The 5,010-nt window shown below is 42.7% G+C and carries 5 protein-coding genes; all 5 read left to right on the top strand.

The genetic code is table 11. The annotated features are described in order from the left end of the window. The first annotated feature begins 225 nt into the window (after positions 1–225). Complete coding sequence (gene leuC, locus ACI4WO_RS00315) at positions 226–1,488, top strand: 3-isopropylmalate dehydratase large subunit (RefSeq protein WP_439805563.1); 1,263 nt, start codon at positions 226–228, stop codon at positions 1,486–1,488. Between the two features lie 2 nt (positions 1,489–1,490). Then, positions 1,491–1,985, top strand: a complete 495-nt coding sequence (gene leuD, locus ACI4WO_RS00310; RefSeq protein ID WP_439805562.1) for a 3-isopropylmalate dehydratase small subunit — start codon at positions 1,491–1,493, stop codon at positions 1,983–1,985. Positions 1,986–2,000: 15 nt separating this feature from the next. After that, entirely contained in the window at positions 2,001–3,074 is a 1,074-nt protein-coding gene (gene leuB, locus ACI4WO_RS00305; RefSeq protein WP_439805561.1) for a 3-isopropylmalate dehydrogenase, read from the top strand. Positions 3,075–3,091: 17 nt separating this feature from the next. Further along, on the top strand, positions 3,092–4,285 hold the full coding sequence (locus ACI4WO_RS00300; RefSeq protein ID WP_439805560.1) for an ATP-binding protein: 1,194 nt from the start codon (positions 3,092–3,094) through the stop codon (positions 4,283–4,285). A 46-nt stretch (positions 4,286–4,331) separates the two neighbouring features. Further along, positions 4,332–5,010: threonine ammonia-lyase (locus ACI4WO_RS00295; protein ID WP_439805559.1), on the top strand; the 679-nt coding region annotated here is incomplete at its 3' end.

The following is a 5,010-nucleotide window of genomic DNA, read 5'->3' as shown; positions in this document are numbered from 1 at the left end:
CTGAAGAAAGGTTCTTCCCCAGACCCCTTTCCAAAGACTTTTATTTTATTTTTTCTCAAAGGGGCATCGCCCCTCTGAGAAAAAATCAGGTGAAGTTTTAGGAAGGGAGTTTGAGGGATAACCCTTTTTCAAAAGGGTTTCCCTCAATAAGTTACGAAGATAGTTGCTGAAAATTCCGATTTATCTAAGCAGTACAAATTAAAAAGAATGAAAGGAATGATATAAATGGGCATGACAATGACGCAGAAAATTCTTGCGGCTCATGCGGGACTGGACAAGGTTGAAGCAGGACAGCTTATTTTAGTAAACCTTGATTTGGTTCTCGGCAACGACATTACCTCTCCTGTTGCCATAAAGGAATTCAATAAGCTTGGCGTTGAAAACGTCTTTGACAAGGACAAGGTTACTATGGTTATGGATCACTTTGCTCCTAACAAGGACATCAAGGCGGCTGAACAGTGTAAAATGTGCCGTGACTTCTGCGGTGAAAAGGACATTACAAACTTCTACGACGTAGGTCAGATGGGTATTGAACACGCTCTGCTGCCGGAAAAAGGTCTTGTTGTATCAGGAGATGCAGTAATCGGTGCGGACTCCCATACATGTACATACGGCGCACTGGGTGCATTTTCCACAGGTGTCGGCTCTACAGATATGGCATGCGGAATGGCTACCGGAAAGGCCTGGTTTAAAGTACCGTCCGCTATAAAGTTTGAACTTAAGGGCAGCCTTAACAAGTACGTTACAGGCAAGGACGTAATTCTCCACATTATCGGAATGATAGGCGTTGACGGTGCTCTGTACCGTTCAATGGAATTTACCGGTGAAGGTCTTCACAGCCTTTCCGTAAGCGACAGACTCTGTATGGCTAACATGGCAATTGAAGCAGGGGCTAAAAACGGTATTTTTGAGGTTGACGACAAGACTATTGAATATGTAAAGGAACACAGTGACAGAGAACCTGTTGTTTACAAGGCTGATGATGACGCAGCTTATGATGAAACCTATGTAATTGATTTAAGCGAGATTAAGCCTACAGTTTCCTTCCCTCATCTTCCGGAAAATACTCATACAGTTGACGAAATTGATGATATTAAAATTGATCAGGTTGTAATCGGTTCCTGTACAAACGGCAGACTTGAGGATTTACAGCTTGCTGCTGAAATCATGAAGGGCAAAAAGGTTGCCAAAAACGTAAGAACCATTATTATTCCTGCTACTCAGAAAATCTATCTTGAGGCTATGGAACAGGGACTGCTTAAAATCTTTATCGATGCCGGAGCAGTTGTTTCAACTCCTACATGCGGTCCGTGTCTGGGCGGATATATGGGTATTCTTGCAAAGGGCGAAAGAGCCGTTGCAACTACAAACAGAAACTTTGTAGGAAGAATGGGTCATGTTGATTCGGAAGTTTATCTTGCAAGTCCGGCTGTGGCAGCAGCTTCTGCAATCGCCGGAAAAATTGCTGAACCCAAGGAGGTGCTGTAATTATGAAGTTTGAAGGAACAGTTATTAAATACGGCGACAATGTTGATACAGACGTTATTATCCCTGCAAGATACCTGAATACAAGCGACAAAAAAGAGCTTGCTTCTCACTGTATGGAAGATCTGGATACTACTTTTGCAAGCCGTGTTAAACCGGGTGACATTATGGTTGCCGGATTCAATTTCGGTTGCGGTTCTTCAAGAGAACATGCACCTATTGCTATAAAGGAAAGCGGTATTTCCCTGGTAATAGCAAAAAGCTTTGCAAGAATTTTCTACAGAAATTCTATTAATATTGGTCTTGCAATTTTAGAATGTCCGGAAGCAGTCGATGCAATTGAAGAAGGTCACACTGTTGAAGCTGACCTTGACAAGGGTATTATCACAGACAAGACTACCGGCAAAGAATTCAAAACAGAACCGTTCCCGGAATTTATTCAGTCTATTATCACAAACGGCGGACTGGTTGAATCAATTAAAAACGGCAGTTTTAAATAAGGAGAATGACAAAACATGGAATTTAATATAGCTTTACTCAGAGGGGACGGAATCGGCCCTGAAATCGTTGACAGTGCAGTTGAAGTACTGAAAAAGACAGCTGAAAAATTTGGTCATAAATTCAATTTTACTCCGTATCTTATAGGCGGTGCGGCTATTGATGCAACTGGAAAACCACTGCCGGAAGAAACTGTTGAAGGCTGTCTGGCAAGCGACAGCGTACTGCTGGGTGCAGTAGGCGGTCCGAAGTGGGATAATCTGCCCGGTGACCAGCGTCCTGAAAAGGCACTTCTGGGAATCCGTTCAGCACTGGGACTTTTTACAAATTTACGTCCTGCCAGGCTTTACAAGGCTCTTAAGGACTCCTGTCCGCTGCGTCCTGATATCGTTGCAAACGGCTTTGACCTTATGATGGTAAGAGAGCTTACAGGCGGTATCTACTTCGGAGAAAGAGGAAGAAGACAGGGCAAATACGGCGAAGAAGCATACGACACAGAATGCTACAGCAAGATGGAAATTGAGCGTATCGCAAAGGTTGCCTTTGAAACTGCAAGAAAGAGAAACAAGAATGTTATCAGCATTGACAAGGCAAATGTTCTTGAAAGCTCACGCTTGTGGAGAGCTACTATTCACGAAATCGCAAAAGATTATCCTGATGTTACCTGCACAGATATGCTGGTTGACAATGCAGCAATGCAGCTTGTTAAAAATCCGGCACAGTTTGATGTTGTTGTAACCTCCAATATGTTCGGCGATATTCTCTCAGATGAATCCTCACAGATTACAGGTTCTATCGGAATGCTGCCTTCAGCATCCCTGGGTTCTGCAAAGCGTGGCATGTACGAGCCTATCCACGGCTCTGCTCCTGACATTGCAGGACAGAACAAGGCAAATCCTATTGCTACAATTCTTTCAGCTTCAATGATGCTCAGATATTCATTTGACCTTGAAAAGGAAGCTGACGCTATTGATGCTGCTGTTGACAAGTTCCTTGAACTGGGTTACAGGACAGCAGATCTTGCCGGAAACACAGGTGTAACACCGCTTACAACAACGGAAGTTACTGAAAAAATCCTGGAGCTTCTCTGATAAAGGGGCGTTTAAACTTGAATAACTATTTACAGGAACTTCATTACAGATTAAGTTCTCTGGTAATTTTCAGAGATGTCAGAAACTGCCGGACTATTCAGAGTCTGGAAAGGCTTTTTGAAAGCTTTGAGGACAACGATACTTTAAAGCAGATAAAGGCTTATTCCGATTTTGTTTCTAATCTTTACCGCCATCATAACGACTTAAGCTCATATATTCTCACTCTTATTTTAGAGGACGAAAATATTTACATGATAAGGACTGCCCATAAGCTTGAAATAAGCCAAAAAATGGAGGAGTGCCTTTACAGCGAGCTTGAGGATCTTCAGATGATTGCGGAAATGACTTCTGAATCAGTGAAAAAGGAGATCGCCTATGACGGCTTTTTGCCCGACTGGGACAATACTCCCTATGACTTCAAAAAGGAATACAGGGAAAGAATCGAAAATATTGATAAATTCGGATATGGAATTTATGCAAAATATTACATGTTCATTGTTAAAGACAGCCATATAGTTCCGGTAAAATATCCGGATGAAATAAAGCTTTCAGAGCTTATTGGCTATCACAAACAGCGTCAGATGATCATTGACAATACTCTCGCACTTATAAACGGAAAGCCTGCTTCAAATGTTTTGCTGACAGGTGACGCCGGAACAGGCAAATCCTCCTCCGTCAAGGCAATCGCAAACGAGTTCCGTGACAAGGGACTGAGAATCATTGAAATCCGAAAGGATCAGCTTCGTGATATTCCGGTTATTATTGACAGCTTAAGCAAAAATCCTCTAAAATTTATCCTGTTTATTGATGACCTTTCCTTTGCCAGGGACGATGACAATTTCGGGGCGCTTAAGGCTATCCTTGAAGGCTCTGTTTCGGCAAGAGCCAATAACATTGTAATTTACGCCACAAGCAACAGACGCCATCTTGTAAAGGAATCCTTCTCCGACAGAGAAGGTGACGATGTTCACCGCAATGATACAGTACAGGAGCTTATTTCTCTGTCAGAGCGTTTTGGTCTGAGCATTACATTCTCAAAGCCTAACAAGGACGAATATCTTGAAATTGTAAAAGGTCTTGCAAAGCTTAAGGGACTTGATATGCCTGAAGAAGAGCTTGAAAAGGAAGCAGAACGCTACGCTGTGGGAAGAAGCGGACGCTCTGCAAGGGCGGCAAAGCAGTTTATTGATAAAATGCTTTCATCCCGGTAACTTAGTTTGTACAAATAAAAATTTAAAATGAAATGGATGTATTTATATGCTTACTCTTGATAAAGTCTACAATGCAAATTATGTACTTAAAGATGTTATCAGAAAAACCTCTCTGATACATGCGCCCAAGCTTAACCCTGAAAGTGAAATCTATCTGAAAACTGAAAATCTTCAGATAACAGGTTCTTTTAAGGTAAGAGGCGCTTATTACAAGATCTCTCAGCTCAGTGATGAAGAAAAAGCAAAGGGCGTTATTGCATGCTCCGCCGGAAACCATGCACAGGGTGTTGCTCTGGCAGCTACAAAAAACGGTATCAAATCCCTTATCTGCCTGCCTGACGGCGCACCTATCTCCAAGGTGGAGGCTACAAAGGGATACGGAGCAGATGTCTGCTTAGTTGAAGGCGTTTATGATGACGCATACAACAAGGCAATTCAGTTAAGAGATGAAAAGGGTTATACTTTTATTCATCCTTTTGATGATGAAAATGTTATTGCAGGTCAGGGAACCATCGGTCTTGAACTTTTAGACCAGCTGCCTGATGCAGACGCTGTAATTGTTCCTGTAGGCGGCGGCGGACTTATTTCCGGCGTTGCATTTACAATCAAACAGCTAAGACCTGAAATCAAGGTTTACGGGGTTCAGGCAAGCGGTGCGCCAAGCATGGTTCAGTCGCTGGAGCAAGGAAAAATTGAGTGCCTGGACAAGGTAGACACAATCGCAG

Source organism: Porcipelethomonas sp., assembly GCF_051893655.1.
Lineage (GTDB): Bacteria > Bacillota > Clostridia > Oscillospirales > Ruminococcaceae > Porcipelethomonas.
The sequence above is the reverse complement of the archived record's forward strand: the minus strand, read 5'-3'. Positions and strand labels throughout refer to the sequence as shown.